This is a genomic window from Aquabacterium sp. J223 (assembly GCF_024666615.1).
GTDB lineage: Bacteria > Pseudomonadota > Gammaproteobacteria > Burkholderiales > Burkholderiaceae_C > J223.
On sequence record NZ_CP088297.1, the window covers coordinates 1 to 16,501 of the forward strand.

11 protein-coding genes and 2 pseudogenes are annotated in these 16,501 nt (G+C 68.0%); 11 read left to right on the forward strand and 2 right to left on the reverse strand.

Features of this window, described 5'->3' with window-relative positions; all coding sequences use genetic code 11:
• Positions 1-219: 219 nt before the first annotated feature.
• Positions 220-1,285 (forward strand): annotated as a pseudogene (locus LRS07_RS00005) (VWA domain-containing protein).
• A gap of 4 nt (positions 1,286-1,289) precedes the next feature.
• Here the strand turns inward: LRS07_RS00005 and LRS07_RS00010 are convergent.
• A complete protein-coding gene (locus tag LRS07_RS00010) occupies positions 1,290-1,703 on the reverse strand; it encodes a helix-turn-helix transcriptional regulator (RefSeq protein ID WP_260500018.1) in 414 nt (137 codons plus the stop codon).
• A 406-nt stretch (positions 1,704-2,109) separates the two neighbouring features.
• On the opposite strand from LRS07_RS00010, the gene LRS07_RS00015 reads away from it, so the two are divergent.
• The 9 genes and pseudogenes from LRS07_RS00015 to LRS07_RS00055 all read left to right on the forward strand — a co-directional run bounded on the left by LRS07_RS00015 (position 2,110) and on the right by LRS07_RS00055 (position 15,082).
• The gene (locus tag LRS07_RS00015) at positions 2,110-2,889 is read left to right on the forward strand and encodes a response regulator (RefSeq protein WP_260500008.1); all 780 of its coding nucleotides are present in this window, start codon (positions 2,110-2,112) and stop codon (positions 2,887-2,889) included.
• A 16-nt stretch (positions 2,890-2,905) separates the two neighbouring features.
• Positions 2,906-4,582, forward strand: a complete 1,677-nt coding sequence (locus tag LRS07_RS00020) for a sensor histidine kinase (RefSeq protein ID WP_260500019.1) — start codon at positions 2,906-2,908, stop codon at positions 4,580-4,582.
• Positions 4,471-4,806 carry a response regulator gene (locus LRS07_RS00025; protein ID WP_260502202.1) on the forward strand — a complete coding sequence of 112 codons (336 nt, stop codon included), beginning with the start codon at positions 4,471-4,473 and terminating at the stop codon, positions 4,804-4,806. Before LRS07_RS00020 ends, LRS07_RS00025 begins: the two co-directional genes overlap by 112 nt.
• A 54-nt stretch (positions 4,807-4,860) precedes the next feature.
• The gene (locus LRS07_RS00030; RefSeq protein WP_260500020.1) at positions 4,861-8,169 is read left to right on the forward strand and encodes a GMC oxidoreductase; all 3,309 of its coding nucleotides are present in this window, start codon (positions 4,861-4,863) and stop codon (positions 8,167-8,169) included.
• Positions 8,126-10,288, forward strand: a complete 2,163-nt coding sequence (locus LRS07_RS00035; RefSeq protein WP_260500021.1) for an alpha/beta hydrolase — start codon at positions 8,126-8,128, stop codon at positions 10,286-10,288. Before LRS07_RS00030 ends, LRS07_RS00035 begins: the two co-directional genes overlap by 44 nt.
• Positions 10,233-11,042 carry an alkaline phosphatase D family protein gene (locus tag LRS07_RS00040; protein WP_260500012.1) on the forward strand — a complete coding sequence of 270 codons (810 nt, stop codon included), beginning with the start codon at positions 10,233-10,235 and terminating at the stop codon, positions 11,040-11,042. The genes LRS07_RS00035 and LRS07_RS00040 overlap by 56 nt, the downstream gene beginning before the upstream one ends.
• Positions 11,043-11,421: 379 nt before the next feature.
• Positions 11,422-11,712, forward strand: a complete 291-nt coding sequence (groES, locus tag LRS07_RS00045) for a co-chaperone GroES (RefSeq protein ID WP_047493456.1) — start codon at positions 11,422-11,424, stop codon at positions 11,710-11,712.
• A gap of 33 nt (positions 11,713-11,745) precedes the next feature.
• Positions 11,746-13,393: pseudogene (gene groL / locus LRS07_RS00050) on the forward strand (chaperonin GroEL).
• Between the two features lie 150 nt (positions 13,394-13,543).
• Positions 13,544-15,082, forward strand: coding sequence for a DUF1631 family protein (locus LRS07_RS00055; protein WP_260500022.1), 1,539 nt, complete (start codon positions 13,544-13,546; stop codon positions 15,080-15,082).
• A gap of 12 nt (positions 15,083-15,094) precedes the next feature.
• On the opposite strand, the gene yihA is transcribed toward LRS07_RS00055, so the two are convergent.
• Complete coding sequence (yihA, locus tag LRS07_RS00060) at positions 15,095-15,814, reverse strand: ribosome biogenesis GTP-binding protein YihA/YsxC (protein ID WP_260500015.1); 720 nt, start codon at positions 15,812-15,814, stop codon at positions 15,095-15,097.
• A gap of 120 nt (positions 15,815-15,934) precedes the next feature.
• On the opposite strand from yihA, the gene LRS07_RS00065 reads away from it, so the two are divergent.
• Positions 15,935-16,501, forward strand: a complete 567-nt coding sequence (locus LRS07_RS00065; protein ID WP_260500016.1) for a c-type cytochrome — start codon at positions 15,935-15,937, stop codon at positions 16,499-16,501.

Genomic DNA, 16,501 nt, shown 5'->3' on the forward strand with positions numbered 1-16,501 from the left:
CGCGGTGGCACGGCGCGAAGGCCGAACTGCAGCTGGCCTTCGCCGACGCTGGCGTCGACGCCTTCGAGCTGGCCACCGACGACGACCTGCTGCTCGCGCTGCGGCGCTTCATGGCGCTGCGCCGACTGCGCCAGCGTCGTGCCGGCGCCATGCGCACCGCCTGATGCGCCGCCTGATGCCCACCGCCCATTTCCCGACCGACGGACCGAGGGCGCCACGATGACCTTCCTCTGGCCCGAACTGCTGTGGACCCTGGCGGCGCTGCCGCTGCTGGTGGCGCTGTACCTGTGGTTGCTGTCGCGGCGCAAGGAAGGCCGCGGTCGCCTACTCCGGCCTGACGCTGGTGCGAGAGGCGCAGGGCCGCGGCGGCGCCTGGCGCCCGGCATCTGCCGCCGCTGCTGCTGCTGCTGGCGCTGGCCGCCCCTGCTGCTGGCCACCGCGCGGCCCAGCGTCAAGCTGACCCTGCCGTCCCAGCGGCGCATGTTGATCCTGTCGATGGACGTCTCGGGCAGCATGCGCGCCACCGACGTCAAGCCCGGCCGCATGTTGGCGATGCAGGCGGCGGCGCGCCCGGTATTCTTGCAGGCGCAGCCGGCGCGTCCACCCGCATCGGCATCGTCACCTTCGCCGGCACCGCGGCGCTGGTGCGAGCCGCCGACGTTCACCAAGGACGACCTGATGGCGGCCATCGGCCGCTTCAACTTCCAGCACGGCACGGCGGTGGGCAGCGGCATCCTGGTCTCGCTGCAGACCATCTTCCCGGACATGGACTTCGGAGGAGCTGCTGCGCAGCGACCCGCGGCGCTCGGCCAGTTCCGGCGGCGGCTGGCCGATCGACTTAAACCCGGGCAGCGGCACCAAACCGCCGCCCCCGCCCGTACCGCCGGGCTCCTACGGCTCGGCGGTCATCGTGCTGCTGGCCGACACCCAGACCACCACCGGCCCCAACCCCATCGAGGCCGCGCGCATGGCCGCCGAACGCGGCGTGCGCGTCTACCACCGTCGGCGTCGGCACCGACAACGGCGGGACGCTGACCGGCGACGCGCTGGTCGATGCGGGTGCGCCTGGACGAGGCCTCGCTCAAACAGATCGCCAACACCACCGGCGGCGAGTACTACTACGCCGGCACCGCGCCCGACCTGCAGAAGGTCTACCAGACGCTGCGCCCAGCTGTCGCTGGAGACGCGCGAGACCGAGGTGTCCGCGCTGCTGGCGGCCGCCGCCGCCGTGCTGCTGTTGCTGTCCGGCGGGCTGTCGCTGCTCTGGTTCCACAGGGTGAGCTGAGGCGTCAAGACACCGTTCTGGTGAAGCCCGACCATCGGCGGCGAGTGCGGCCACTTTGGCGACGAGATCGCGCATGCTGCGGGTCGCGGTTTTCGTCCGAATGCTGGCCACCTGCGTCCTGATGGTCTGACACCGCGACGCCGTTCTCCTTCGCAATGTCGTGAGGCGATAAGCCAGAGCACAGCATCGTCAGCACGCGGGTCTCTGACGGCGTTAGGCCATTGCACCGTGCAAACCAGTCGACGGCCAGCGGCTGAACGGGTCGGCGACGGCCGAGGATTAACAGCGCCAACCGGTCGTCGGCACCGAATTCCTGATTGATGGGCACCACACTGGCAATCACCGATCGATCGCCCTCCTCGGCACATACCACTTGCCGGTACGGGCTTTGCCAACGCCGCCGCGAGTCGACGACCAAGGCCCGGCTGCGCACTCTTCACACGCAGAACATGCACCCCGTTGTCCCGGTCCAGGCAGATGGGCCCTGCGTCCAAGCTGAGCCGAGCCACCCGGTTCATGTGAACAACAACACCTTTCACGTTCACCAGTAGCATCGGCAAGTCGACTTCATCGAGCATCGCTTCCAGCAGTTGGATCGATGGACGTTGACGTAGATCGTCCGCCGAAGATTCAGGCTGCCGATCGGCCCATGCCGGCGCCGAACGGGTACCGGCATGGACGTTGCGTTCAAAGGTTATGTGCATGTCGTCGATCACAGCGTTCGCCGAAGTGAACGGGCGAAATGCACCTTATCCCGATGCGCACGGCCGCGCCTCCACCGTTGGCGCTAAGACGATTCCGCTACCAATGGAGGATGTCTGACGATGTCAAACCTGGTCGACTGGGGCTCGAAACTCCAACGAGTGCTGATGGTGGACGACCACGTCATGATCCTGCAGGCAATCAGGTCCTCGCTTCTGGAGTCGGCTCCTGGCCTGGAAATCGACATGGCGTCGAGTTTTGGGAAGGCACTGCAGGCGGTCGGCGAAAAGACCTACGAGCTGGTGATCCTCGATTGGCATCTGCCCGATGGCAAGGGCGTCGATACCGTTCGCCAACTTCATGACTCGGGTTGCACCGCAAGGGTAGTGATCCTTTCGGGTGATGCCTCCACCGAAAGAATACTTCTGGCGCTCCAGGCAGGAGCGGCCGGCTTCATACCGAAGACCTACGACATGGCTTTGCTGGCGGCAGCGCTCGGCGTCGTGATTCACGGCGGCGTATTCCTTCCGCCAGAAGTGCTGGGGCATGCCGGCAGGCTGCCCGCGGCCACAGATGCCCGCGCCATCGGCGACCCGATCGCTAATCCCTTGAAGCAAGCAGATCCGCAGCACGCGTCTGCGAAACGCGGCGCCAGTGCCACCGAACCTGCTGCGGCCGCGTTGGTCGAGCTGGACGCGCGGTTTCCATCGCTGACCGGACGCCAATTGGCTGTATTCCGGGCAGCGATGCGCGGACTCAGCAACAAGCTGATCGCCCGTGAACTGGGCATTGCAGAGTCGACCGTCAAAACGCATTTGTCGGCTGTGTTCGCCAGCCTCAACGTGTCCAACCGGACGCAGGCCGTGTTGCTCGCTTCCCGGGAGGGCTTTCGTGTGGCTTGACCGAGGTCTAAGAACATTGTTCGATCAATGGCTCCATTCCGCAAACGCACCCGGCCCAGACCTGGGCGGCGACATTTCCGCCCTAGAGGAACAGGTTGCTCACGAGAAGCTGCGGCTGATCGTCGACCAGGCCCGAAGGGTCCGGTGGTCCATCCTGCTGCTGGACCTGTACATCGTGTGGCTGATGGCGGATATCGGACAGGGCTGGATCGCCGCCGTGATGGTGGCCTTGCACCAGGCCATGCACATGTGGCGCTGGAGCATTCCCCGCCGCTACCTCGCACGTGGAGGCTCCGCCCTTCAGACCGAGCGACACCTGGAGGTGGTGACATCGCTGACCGGCGTGGTGCGCGGGTTGATCGCGGTTCCTCTCTTCCTGCAACCTGTCGGCATCACCCACTACATCTGCACCACTGTGCTGGTCGGGCAGATGGCAGGCGCCACCGGCTCCATGGTGGGACTGACCCGAGGTTTCGCCTTATGGGCGGCCGCGATGAGCGTGCCGACGATCATCGGTTGGCTGCTGCAGGGCACCTCCCAAACCGTCCCCATCGGCTTGCTGATGGTCTTGCTGATGGCGGCGCTGGTCGCGGTGGTCAGGGAGGGTGCCGGCACCATGCACAAGGTCCTGTCGCTGCGCCGGCAGATGGAATCCATCGCCGAATCGCTGCGCCATGAGCGGGATCGGGCGGAAGAGGCCAGCCGCGCCAAGACCCGTTTCTTCGCTGCGGCCAATCACGACCTGCGACAGCCGCTTCAAGCCCTCCGATACCAGGTGGCGCAGCTTCAACGGTGGGCGCGCAGCCCGCCGGTGAACCCGAAGGTGGTAGATCTTGGTGAGACGTTGGCGCAGTCGTTGGACGACAGCGAGAAATTGCTGGAGGGACTGCTCGACATCTCGCGCCTGGATGCGGGATCGGTGCCGGTTCGGCTCCGATCGCTGGACGTTGCCTCCGTCGTCGAGGCCGTCCGCATGCAGTTCGCGGCGCAGGCGGTTGCGGCAGGGCTGGATCTTGAGACCTGGGTCGAGACAACGTCCGCTGACGAGAAGCGCGCCACGCTGTGGGTGAACGCCGATCGGGATCACCTGCTGCGGATTCTCGGCAACCTGGTCGGCAACGCATTGAAGTTCACCACCGCCGGACAGGTGCGGGTCCGGGCAGGGCTTGAAATGGGGCACGTCGAGCTGTCCGAGGCGCCCGCTGCCGGTGACGTCGGTGACGCGGCGCCCCGCATCGTCTTCAGCGTCGAAGACACCGGGCCGGGGATTGCTGACGAGGAACTGCCGCGCATCTTTGAAGAGTTCTACCAGGTCGGCAACCAGGCGCGGGACCGCCATCAAGGCCTGGGGCTTGGCCTTTCCATCGTGCGACGACTGGTGCATCGCATGGAGGGCACGGTGTCGGTCCAAAGCACCGTGGGCGCGGGGACAACCTTCCGTGTGTTGTTGCCAGTCGCCACGCAACCCCCAGTGAACTGCAGCTCCCGCCGACGACGGCTGAAGGGGTCGCAGCCGACGCCTTGGATGCGCGAGTCCTGGTGGTTGACGACGATCCCATGTTGCTCCGTTCCCTTTCCGGGCTGCTTAACGACCTCGGCTGCGACGTGCGATCCGCCATCGACGGGACCGACGCCGTCGCCCATGTCGAGGCCGGCTTTAGGCCCGAGATCCTCCTGCTTGACCACCGTTTGACCGAAGAGACGGGGCTGGAAGTGCTCGACAGGCTCCGGCAGCGGCTGGACGAGGTGCCGGCGATCCTGCTGACAGGCGACACCACGCCGCAGTTGGAGCAAGGCGCCGACGATGGCCGGTTCCTTGTGCTGCACAAGCCGGTGAGCCCGTCCCGCCTCGTGGCGCTGGTGCGCGCCACCATCGGCGTGGAGCGCGAGGATCACCCACGGTCCTCGCAGCCATGAAGGCCTGACATGACCTCCACGCGACACGTCCCCGCTCACTGGCTCTCTCGAGGCGTGGAGGTTCTGCTTGACGACAGCAGACACCTCGACCTGACCCGGCCAATCGACGTGCTGATCGTCGGTAGCGGTTACGGCGGATCGGTCGCGGCGGCGCGTTTATCTGCCATGGCGGCGGCGGACACGACGCAACGGCTGCGCGTGGTGGTGCTCGAGCGTGGCGATGAGTTTTTGCCGGGCGCCTTCCCCGACCGGTTCGAGCAACTGATCCCCCAGACTCGCATTGAGCGGCCGTTGAAGCAGGGGCAGGCCATTGATGAGGCGCAGCAGGGCCTTGATCACGCCTTGTTCGACATTCGCCTGAGCGATGAGGTCACAGCCATCGTTGGCAACGGCCTGGGCGGTGGGTCGTTGATCAATGCCGGCGTTGTGGAGCGTCCAGAGGCAGCCGTTTTCGACCGTGACCTCTGGCCGACCGCTTTGCGTACTCCCGCTCGCGCCGGCGATGCGACGGCCTTGGACGGGGCGTTCGCCTCGGTGGAGCGCATGCTGGGTGCCGGGCCCTTCGTGCCGACGCCTGCCAAGTCCAGCGCATTGGTCGATGACCTTGACCCGTTGTCCCGGGCCGCCGGTGCAACGCCACGCGTTCGCCCACCGAACGTTGCCGTCACGCAAGGCACGCCTCAGCCTGCACCGGTGCCGCTCACACTGCCTAACTCGGCGGGCGTCCGGCAGGCGCCTTGCACGCGGTGCGGCAACTGCATCACCGGTTGCAACTTCGCCGCCAAGAACACCCTGCCCATGAACTACCTCGCCCTTGCCTGGCAGCAGGGGGCAGAGCTGTACACCGGCGCCACGGTGCTGGCGGTCGAGCCTTCGTCGACAGACGAGCCCGGGTGGGTGGTCACTCTGCGCCGAACGCATGACCGGCGCGAGCGCGATGTCCCCGGCAGCGTGCACCGGTTGACGGCCCGCCGCGTGGTGCTGTGCGCCGGCACCTTCGGCACGCCCCAGATCCTTCACCAGTCACTGTCCACAGAGGCCGGTCGACGCGCCTTGGGGCACCTCGATCCGGGCAGCGGCGGGCAACTCGGCAAGGGCGTGTCCTGCAATGGCGACGGCATCGCGGCCATTCACGCCCAGGCCCGTGAGATGGAAGTCGGCAGCCAGGGCACGGATCCCTTGCGGTCGGGATCGGGTCGCGCCACAGTTGGTCCGACCGCGACCGGCATGATCGACCTGCGCACCCGGCGGAGCCTGAGCGACCGGCGAAGCCTGAGGGACCGCTTCATCATCCAGGACGGCGCCGTGCCGTACCCGTTCGCCCGCCTGTTCGAGGAGGCCGTGACGACCTTCTCCGCGGCGCATGCCACCGCCGATTGGAACATGCGGGGCGAAACGGATGCCGCGATCGACGACCCGCTGGCATTGAACTCACACAAGCAGCAACGCACCCAGTTCCTGCTGCTGATGGGCCACGATGACGCAGGCTGGCACATGCAGTTCACCTCTTCGGCCACGCGGGCCGGCGATGGGAGGCACACCGTTGCCCTGACCCGCGTCAGCCTGGCGCCCCGCCAAGAAGAGCCAAGCTTCAAGACCGAACGCTGCCGCCAGAATGATGTCGACAAAGTGGTGAGCGCGTTGGCCCGTGGGCGCTTCGGTGGACGGTATGTACCCAATCCCCTGTGGTCGCCGGCGCCCGCCGACCTGCTGGATGCCACCAAGTCCAGTCAACAGCTGCCGTCAGGCGAGAAGGCTGTGGCGCCGGTGCTCGCCGAGCGTTCGGTCACCGTCCATCCACTGGGCGGGTGCCGCATGGCCGATTCCGCAGAACGTGGCGTCGTCAACTCGATCGGACAAGTCTTCTCCTCCGCGGTCGGCACGGACGTGCACGACAGCCTCGTCGTGCTGGACGGCTCCATCGTGCCGACCTCGCTGGGCATCAACCCCTTGCTGACCATTGCGGCACTGGCCGATCGAGCCTGCGATGCATTGGCGCAGACCTGGGGCCTCACGCAACAGGCCAATCCGCCCGCGAAGCCGCCTCCCCAGTTGCCGCCGCCGGTCGCACCGTTGCCTTGGCGGCGGGTGCCCACCGCGGTTCGTTTCCGTGAATCGATGACCGGTGGACTGCAACTCACGGTGGACCCCGTGCCGGCTTGGACGGACGCCCCCTCCGCAAACGTTCGCCGAGACGTGCGGGCCACCCTCACCGTCAGCGCCGAGGTTGACGACCTGGAGGACTTGCTGCGAGACCCTCGGCACGCAGTCAGCCGTGCCACGGCCGAACTCGATCTGCTGTGGTTCACCGCCTCCTTGCCGACACCGGATGCGCAACGACGTGAGACGGCCCGGGTCAAAGTGGCCATCCCGACGGTGAGCGTGACCTTGCTGGAGCCACTGCCATCAAACCGGGAGGAAAGGGTATGGCGCGCCATGCGGCACTGGCTGCACAGCCGAGGGCGCGCGGAGCTTCACGACTGGATCGTTCAGCAGGGCCTGAGGCGCCGAGCGCTGCGCCTTCTCCTATGGATGCTTAGCCTGGAAAGCCGCAGCGCTCGACAGTCCATACTTTTCGCTGTGGAGAAGCTGCCGCTGCCGCCTTTCCTGGGCCGGTCGCTTCAGAAAACCCTGGTCGGCCTGTTGAAGGTGGCGAGCCACCATGGCGAGGCCCGGGTACTGCGCTATGACCTCGGAACGGTGGCACCGCCGGCAGGCGTGGCGTGGCCATTCTCCGGGCCCGTGCGCATCCTTACGGCCAAGCGGGTGCACTACGGTGATGGTCCTGGCTACCGCCAGCGCCCCAGCACGGGCGCGCTCGATCCGTGGCTGCCCCCGCGCGTGCCTACCCACTTCTGGCGGGCGCTGCACGAGTTGCACGTGCTGGTGATCGCCGAGGGTTCGCAGGGCGAGGCCATCTCGGCCGACGACTGGCCGGTGGATCAGTGGCCGGCGGACATCAGGCGCCAGGACTGGCGTGTGCTCGGTCGCGGCACGTGGACGGTGAACAACCTGCCGCTGCTCACCACCGACATGCCGCAGCTCAGGGACCATGCCACGCTGGCCGATGCATGGGTGGACACCGCGTCGCTGGCGGCCTTCGTCGCGCGCTGCTTCCTCCAATCGTCTTTCTGGCGACTGCGGCTGCCTCACTACCCGACGCCGCTACCCAGCGCGCCCAACCCCCCTGCCCAACGACTACACGCTGGGGGCCGACCAGACGCTGGGTCCGCTGCCAGGGCAGACGCTCGACACGGTCACAGGCCGCTATGTAGAGGCCGACTGGCCCGGCGTGCGAATCACCCGGACGTTCGTGCCCATGGTCAAGGACAGGCCGGTCAAGATCGCGCTGACGCGCTTTGAGCCACAGGCAGTGCCTGCGTCGATGCCTCGGTCAGCCGTCCTGCTCATCCATGCCTTCGTCACCTCGGGGTACATGTTCGCTACGCCCAGAGCGCCGACCAACGCCGTGCAGGCGCTGACGGCGGCGGGCTTCGACATTTGGGTCGTCGACCTGCGCACGAGCGTGGCGCTGCCCTCCAGTCACCAGGACTGGGACTTCGATGTGCTGGGCCGGGAGGACGTGCCCGCTGCGGTGCGCCATGTCTTCGAGGCAAGCGGCAATCGCCCCATCCACGTCGTGGCGCAGTGCATGGGGTCGGCCGTCTTCAACATGGCGGTGCTGGGCGGCCATCTGCGCGACAGTGGCGGGAAATCGATGGTGGCCTCTTCGGTGCAGGTACAGGTGTCCATGGACATCGTCCCCAGCTATCCGAACCACCTCAAATCGACACTCCTTCACGCCATGGAATGGGCACTGGGGGTGGAGCAGGTCGACGTGGTGGCCGACACCCGCACCTTGACCGCCCGGCGCCGAGGTGCCGCGGTGGTCGACCGGCTGCTATGGAGCTGGCCGGTCAACGATGTCGACGCCATGCGCATGCGCGACAACCGGCTCAACCTGCCCCGACAGGACGAGGTGCCTGGCATGCGCCGCATCAGCGCCCTCTACGGCCGCATCCTGTCCTGGGACAACGTCGGCGACGATGTCCGGCGTCACTTGCCGGAGCTGTTTCGCCATGCCAGCATGCGGGCGATTCGCCATCTCATGCGAATGGAACGCGCCGGACGGCTGGTCAATTTCCATGGCGAGGACGTCTATGTCCACGACGACAAGATCGCCGCCCACTACGACTTCCCCGTGCTGTTCGTCCATGGTCCGTTCGCCACGACGTTCGCGCAGGGCACCACACGGCGATCGAAGATCCGCCTCGATCGGCTACAGCCGGCGTATCCCCATTGCCGGCTGGTGCTCCGACAGCGCCGCGGGACCCGGGGCATAACGCCGCCACGCCCGTGGGGGCATTTCGACCTGTGGGTGAGCGAGGACGCCCCGCAGTTCTTCGACGCCTTGGTCCAGTTTCTCCGGGCGCCGACGGGAACGCCTGCCCTCGGCACCGCTGCGCCGCCGTCAAAGCAACAAAGGCGACTGCCCTCATGGCTGCGCATCGGCAGGTGGCAGCCCGGTCAAGACGCACAGCACGGGCTCCTGCGCTTGTCGTTCGCCTGGCCGTTCGCGGAACACGGCGGAGCCTGGTGCCAGGTGGTTGCGGTCGGCGTCAGCGGCGCGGCCGTCCACCCGAGCGTCCAGTTCGAAGTGCTGAAGGACTGGACGAACATCGACCTGCTCTACGGAGCGGGCACATTGGAAGTCCAGCTGCCGGCTCGCCTACAACACTGGTGGATCTGCGTCGTCTGCCGGGAATCGGCCGCGGCCTTGTTTCCTGGAACCAACGACATCGAAAAAGGTACTGGACACGCCGTCTGGTGGGACTGCCTCGATCCGACCAGTCCCACTATGGGCCCGCATCTCGCCAAGGACCAGGGGCCGCATTTGGGCGTGGCCGGGGCTGGTCAACACCGCTTACCCAAGTTCGGCAACGTCGGCAGCACCTTCAACAAGATCCTGGGACCGAGAACTCTGCCGAGGTTCTTCGATGCAGAGGTTAGAACCAGCTCTTCCGGCACCCGCGGCGGACTCCATCCCGACTACCTGCGGGCCTTCCAAAGCCGGCACCATCATCCCGTCGGCAGCGTCCGCCTTAACGCGCGGGCATTCCGACAGCTGTCACGGCAGAACGACGTGCGGCTGCTCATCGGTTCCTGCCGTTACCAAGCCAGCGGCTTCGAGCAGCAGCACGCTGACCGGGTGCTGGCGCGCATCGTCCTCCAGGCGCCGGACGCGCAGAACGCCACGTTGTTGGACGGCCTTGATGCCGCCTTGCTGCTGGGCGACTTGGTCTACGCCGATGCCACCTACGGCCTGATGGACACCCCCCACCGCCGCCCGGCTGCGCGCCCAATACGCCGACCTGTGGTGCGGCTCCGCAGGCGCCCTCGCCAGCCGGGTGCCGACCTGGCTGTGCGTGGACGACCACGAGATCCGCGACGACTGGTTCAATGGACTGCGCAACGGGCGTGACGATTCCGCGAACGACACCCTGCGCCGAGAAGCCGCCTTCGGCTGCCTGATGGCTGGCCTGGGCGGCGGCGTCGCCGCCGACCGGTTCTGGTACTCGTTCGAGACCTCGGGTTTCCGCTTCGCCGTCCTCGACCTGAGGACCGAGCGCATGCCGCCGGGAGGCCGCATCTGGTCGCGGACGCAGCGCGACTGGTTCCAGAGCTGGCTCGCTGCGTCCGCGGACCACATCAAGGAAGGACGACCATTGTTCGTGGCCGGTTCCATTCCGGTGTTTCCGTTCAACGACGGGGCAGGCTCGGCAGAGGATCTGGGGCGCGGCGATGGTTGGAGCGCCTACCCCGACAGCCTTGCCGAGTTCTTCTCGCTTCTGCTGAAGGCGAAGGTGCCCCGCTTGGTGCTGCTGGCCGGCAACCCGCACCTGTCTCATGTGGCACAGGGCACCCTGGCAGATGCGGGGCATTCGATGTCCGTGGTCAGCGTCGTCGCGTCGGCGCTCAACGCGCCCTTGCCCAGTATGGGCACACCGCGAGGAGCGATTCAGGCGTCCTTGCGACCAGCGCCCGGTAGCGAGCCCGGCTCCGGCCCCCGCTTGTCCTACACAACCAGAACGCAGAGCGACGAGGACTGCGCCTGCGTGGTCGAGGTGGCCGGAGCCAGCGATGGCACCTGGACCTTGGTCGCGAGCTTTGTAGGCCTGGACGGCACACCTCCGGGCGACTTGACGGCCGTGGGCATGACCACGCTGGTGTTTTAGCGGAGCCGTTCCCCCTCCCGCGTAAGTCACGGCGCTTTTTGACCCGACCCGGACTGGACTTCATCCCCGACATTGGCGATGCCGTCGGCGCGATGCGCTCGCTGGCAGCACTGTCCTGGCGCTGCTCGATGAGCCGGAGGGCCTCGCCTGGTCCTGCAGGCCTTCTCGGACTCGCCTTGCGCCACAGGCGCAAGGGTGAACCCGACGACAGGCGCCCCTCTTGAACCGGCGCCCGGGTCCCCTATAATCCGCTTGCTAGCACTCAGCTACGGCGAGTGCTAACAGTGCCGGACCGGCAGCGCCGGGTCCAGGTGCTGAAGCATTTCGCCCAGCCGCCTCGGCCGGGCGCACCCCACGAGCCAACCCGCAAGGAGATGCGATGAAACTTCGTCCGTTGCACGATCGCGTGATCGTCAAGCGCCTGGAACAGGAAACCAAGACCGCCTCGGGCATCGTGATCCCCGACAACGCCGCCGAGAAGCCGGACCAGGGCGAAGTGCTGGCCGTCGGCCCGGGCAAGCGCAGCGAAAAGGGCGACTTCATCGCCCTGAACATCAAGGTCGGTGACCGCGTCCTGTTCGGCAAGTACAGCGGCCAGACCGTCAAGGTCGATGGCGACGAACTGCTCGTGATGCGCGAGGAAGACCTCTTCGCCGTCGTCGAGAAGTAATCGCAACAGAACTCGAATCCCCGGAGAACTCACATGGCAGCTAAAGAAGTCGTATTCGGCGGTGACGCCCGCGCCCGCCTCGTCGAAGGCGTGAACATCCTGGCCAACGCGGTCAAGGTCACGCTGGGCCCCAAGGGCCGCAACGTGGTGCTGGAGCGCTCGTTCGGCGCCCCCACCGTCACCAAGGACGGTGTCTCGGTCGCCAAGGAGATCGAGCTCAAGGACAAGCTGCAGAACATGGGCGCGCAGATGGTCAAGGAAGTCGCTTCCCGGACCAGCGACAACGCCGGTGACGGCACCACCACCGCCACCGTGCTGGCCCAGGCCATCGTGCGCGAGGGCTTCAAGTACGTGGCCGCCGGCCTGAACCCGATGGACCTGAAGCGCGGCATCGACAAGGCCGTCGTGGCGCTGGTCGAGCAGCTGAAGGCCCAGAGCAAGCCCACCACCACCTCCAAGGAGATCGCGCAGGTCGGCACCATCTCGGCCAACAGCGACGACTCCATCGGCCAGATCATCGCCGAGGCGATGGACAAGGTCGGCAAGGAAGGCGTGATCACCGTTGAGGACGGCAAGAGCCTGAACAACGAGCTCGACGTCGTCGAGGGCATGCAGTTCGACCGCGGCTACCTGTCTCCGTACTTCATCAACAACCCGGACAAGCAGTCGGCCATCCTGGACAACCCGTTTGTCCTGCTGTTCGACAAGAAAATCAGCAACATCCGCGACCTGCTGCCCACGCTGGAGCAGGTGGCCAAGGCCGGCCGGCCGCTGCTGATCATCGCCGAGGAAGTCGAAGGCGAGGCGCTGGCCACCCTGGTGGTCAACACCATCCGCGGCATCCTGAAGGTCGTCGCCGTCAAGGCCCCGGGCTTCGGTGACCGCCGCAAGGCCATGCTCGAGGACATCGCCATCCTGACCGGCGGCAAGGTCATCGCCGAGGAGGTCGGCCTGACGCTGGAGAAGGTGCAGCTGTCCGACCTGGGCCAGGCCAAGCGCGTCGAGGTGGGCAAGGAGAACACCACCATCATCGACGGCGCCGGTGCCGCCGCCGACATCGAAGCGCGGGTCAAGCAGATCCGCGTGCAGATCGAGGGAAGCCACCAGCGACTACGACCGCGAGAAGCTGCAGGAGCGCGTGGCCAAGCTGGCCGGCGGCGTGGCGGTGATCAAGGTCGGTGCCGCCACCGAAGTCGAGATGAAGGAAAAGAAGGCGCGTGTCGAAGACGCCCTGCACGCCACGCGTGCCGCGGTGGAAGAAGGCATCGTCGCCGGCGGTGGTGTCGCGCTGCTGCGTGCCAAGCAGGCCGTGGGCGAGATCAAGGGCGACAACGCCGACCAGGACGCGGGCATCCGCCTGGTGCTGAAGGCCATCGAAGCGCCCCTGCGCGAGATCGTCTACAACGCCGGCGGCGAAGCCTCGGTGGTCGTCAACGCGGTGCTGGCCGGCAAGGGCAACTACGGCTTCAACGCGGCCAACGACACCTACGGCGACATGATCGAGATGGGCATCCTGGACCCGACCAAGGTGACCCGCACCGCGCTGCAGAACGCCGCGTCGGTGGCCTCGCTCATCCTGACGACCGAGGCCATGGTCGCCGAGGCGCCGAAGGAAGACGCCCCGGCCATGCCGGGCGGCGGCGGCATGGGTGGCATGGGCGGCATGGGCATGGACATGTGATCGTCCGTGGCCGGGCCTCGTGCCCAGCCTCCGAAAGGGCCGCAGCGATGCGGCCCTTTTTCTTTGCCTTTTCTTCTGCGCATTTGTCGGCAGGACCGGGGGCCTTTTCAGGGGATCGGGGCGTCGGCCCGACAGGAAAATTCCCGGTTCATGCCCAGCGAAACGCCACACCCCGCCCTCCTCGCCTTCATCGAGGCGGAACTGCAGCAGACACCGCCCATGGTGGAGGACATGCTGAGGCGCACGGCGGACGCCATCCCGGCCGCGCTGGCCCGGCAGACGCCGGGCGAACGCCAGCAGTCGATGGAGCTGACCGAAGCGCTGCGCCGCCACGGCGCCGCGCTGGTCGGGCGCTACGTCGAGGCGCTGCGCGAGCAGGCGCTGCGGGCGGCCGGCTGCGAGTCGACGCCGGCGCAGGGCGCGCCCCGGGCGGCGACGCTCGAGCTGGTCGACGAGGACGCGGTGGCGGCCGAAGTGCAGCTGTCGCGCACCGTCGAGGCCATCGCCAGCGTCGCCGAGTACGAGGTGCGCGAGCTGCGCACCTACACCGCCGCGCTGGTCGGCGACGTCGACGTGGCGCAGGAGACGAACCCCTTCCGGCCGGACGCCCATGCACGGGCGCTGCAGGCGCTGGCCAACGCGCTGCCGCTGTCGCCGGCGCATCGGCTGCTGCTCATGCGTCAGGCCGCCTTCCCGCTGGCGCAGGCGCTGCGTCGCGCCTATGCCGCGGCCACCAGCCGGCTGGAAGCCGCGGGCGTGGAGCCCGGCGCCTACCGCACCATCGTGCTGAACGCCGGCACCCGCACCCGCTGGGACGCCGGTCTGCGGCCCAACACCAACCTGCAGGTGCTGCGCGACAGCCTGCCGATGCCGCTGGACCCGGCGCCCGCCCCAGCGGCCAGCGCCGCGCCGGCCAGTGCCCCGGCCGCCGACCCCCGCCAGATCGAACTGCTCGGCCGCCTCTTCGACAGCCTGCTGCGCGACGGGAAGCTGCGGCAACCGGTGCAATGGCTGGTCTCCCGACTGCAGTCGGCCGCGTTGCGCCTGCTGCTGAACGAACCGACGCTGCTCGACGGCTACCACCACCCGCTGTGGCAGTTCCTCGACCGTGCGGCCTTCCTGCTCGACCGGTCGCCGGCGGCGCAGGCGCACCTCACCTCGCTGGTCGACAACTTGGTCGCCGAGCCGCGGCAGGATGAGCGGCGCTACCAATGGGCGCTGGAGCGGCTGACCGCACTCGAGCGCCACCAGTTCGAGCAGCGCCGGCAGCAGTTCGCGCCGTCGCTGGCCGAGCTCGAACGCACCGAAGCCGGCCTCGCCCCGCCTCGCGACGCGGTGCCGACCACGCTCGACGTCGGCAACCTGCTCACGGTGCCGGCCGACCTGCTCGACACCCCCGGCGCGCACGGCGACGCCACCGAGGCCGAGCGCTGGCTGCAAGCGCAGCGCCCGGGCGACTGGTGCCGCTTCTTCCTGCAGGGCGAGTGGCGCGCGCTGCAGGCCATCGGCAGCGGTCCGCGCGGCGAACTGTGGCTCTACGCCGGCGACGACGGCCGGCCGTGGTGCCTGCGCCGCGGCGCGCTGCAGCGGCTGCGCGCCGAAGGGCTGGCGAAGGCGCTGCTGCCGCGCTCGCTGCTCGAACGCGCCGCCCGCCGGGTGCTCAAGGACCTGGCACCGCTGGCCGAATAGGGCCGTCCGGCCTCAGGCCCGGGGCTGGGCATGGGCCCAGCCGTGCAGCAGCACCGCGGCGTCGTCGACGCCCTGCCGCTTCAACGCCGAGAACAGCGTGACGCCGATGTCGGCCTGCCCGCCGGCCAGCGCCCCCAGCCGGTCGCCGGCGGTGCGCAAGGCGGCATCGGCCTCGCGCCGGTTCAGCTTGTCGGCCTTGGTCAGCAGCACCAGCAGCTTGACCTCGCCGGTGCCCGCCCGCGGCGCGACGAAGTCCAGCAGCTGGTCGTCGAGGTCGGTGAAGCCCAGGCGCGAATCGACCATCAGCACCACGCCCGACAGGCTGCGACGGATCTCCAGGTAGCGCGCCATCACCTCCTGCCAGCGCAGCTTGGCGCTGCGCTCCACCGCGGCGTAGCCGTAACCCGGCAGGTCGGCGAACAGCGCGTCGGCGGCGTCCTTGGGGCCGAGTTCGAAGAGGTTGATGTGCTGCGTGCGGCCCGGTGTCTTCGACGCGAAGGCCAGCCGCCTCTGCTGCGCCAGCGTGTTGATGGCGGTGGACTTGCCGGCGTTGGAGCGGCCGACGAAGGCGATCTCCGGCAGCTCGGTGGGCGGCAGCTGGTCCAGCCGGCTGGCGGTGGTGAGGAAACGGGCGGTGTGGGTCCAGCCGAGGGCGGTCCTGGCATCGACGCTGGGCACCGGGGCGGAAGGGTCTGCGGGGGCGACCGAAGGGTCGCGGGCGTCGGTGCTCATGGGCCATTGTAAAATCGGTGGGTTTTCCCTCTCGCGGCACCTCACCCCATGACGGCTTCCCCGATCCGCCTCGCGAACCTTCACGCGGTGGCCCTGGCCTTCTGCCTTGCCCTCCCTGCCATGGCCGCGGAGAACGCTCCCGCACCCAAGATCGACCTGGCCCGCGGCCAGGCCATCGCCACGCAGGTCTGCGCGTCCTGCCATGCCTTCGACGGTGGCCGCGGCTCGCCGGCCCAGCCCATCATCGCCGGCCAGCACGCCGACTACCTGGTCAAGCAACTCGTCGAGTACAAGACCGACAAGCGCAAGAACCCGATCATGAAGGGCTTCGCCTCGGCGCTGTCCGAGGAGGACATGCGCAACGTCGCCGCCTTCTACGCCAGCAAGTCGGCCAAGCCCGGCTTCGCCAAGAACAAGGAACTGGTGGCCCTGGGCGAGAAGATCTACCGCGGCGGCGTCGCCGAGAAGGCGGTGCCCGCCTGCGCCGGCTGCCACAGCCCCACCGGCGCCGGCATCCCGGTGCAGTACCCGCGCATCGGCGGCCAGCACGGCGACTACACGCAGGCCCAGCTCACCGCCTTCCGCAGCGGCGCGCGCGCCAACAACCTGCCGATGCAGCAGATCGCCGCCCGACTGAGCGACAAGGAGATCCAGGCGGTCTCCGACTACATCGCCGGGCTGCGATAG